Raw genomic sequence first — 672 nt, 5'->3', positions numbered from 1 at the left:
AGAACGTCAACTTCATGGCCCTGAACCTCACCTCCCAGGTCCGCAACATCGCCCAGGTCGCCACGGCCGTCGCCAACGGCGACCTGTCCAAGAAGATCGACGTCGACGCACGCGGCGAAATCCTCGAACTCAAGACCACCCTCAACACGATGGTCGACCAGCTGTCGGCGTTCGCGGACGAGGTCACCCGCGTCGCCCGCGAGGTCGGCACCGACGGCAACCTCGGCGGACAGGCGCTGGTCCGCGACGTCTCCGGCGTCTGGAAGGACCTGACCGAGAACGTCAACTTCATGGCCCTGAACCTCACCTCCCAGGTCCGCAACATCGCCCAGGTGACCACGGCCGTCGCCAACGGCGACCTGTCCAAGAAGATCGACGTCGACGCACGCGGCGAAATCCTCGAACTCAAGACCACCGTGAACACGATGGTGGACCAGCTGCGCGGCTTCGCGGACGAGGTCACCCGGGTGGCCCGCGAGGTCGGCACCGAGGGCAAGCTCGGCGGCCGCGCCCAGGTCGAGTCCGTGTCCGGGGTGTGGAAGGAGCTGACCGAGAACGTCAACTTCATGGCCCTGAACCTCACCTCCCAGGTCCGCAACATCGCCCAGGTCGCCACGGCCGTCGCCAACGGCGACCTGTCCAAGAAGATCGACGTCGACGCACGCGGCGAAA

Annotated in this window: 1 protein-coding gene; it reads left to right on the top strand. The window is 66.2% G+C overall.

Features of this window, described 5'->3' with window-relative positions:
* The coding region (locus tag ACTWQH_RS32815; RefSeq protein WP_443290465.1) for a HAMP domain-containing protein at positions 1 to 672 on the top strand (672 nt) is incomplete at both ends.

Source organism: Streptomyces sp. 6N223, assembly GCF_052246635.1.
Classification (GTDB): Bacteria; Actinomycetota; Actinomycetes; order Streptomycetales; family Streptomycetaceae; genus Streptomyces.
This window is presented reverse-complemented; position numbering and strand designations above follow the sequence as displayed.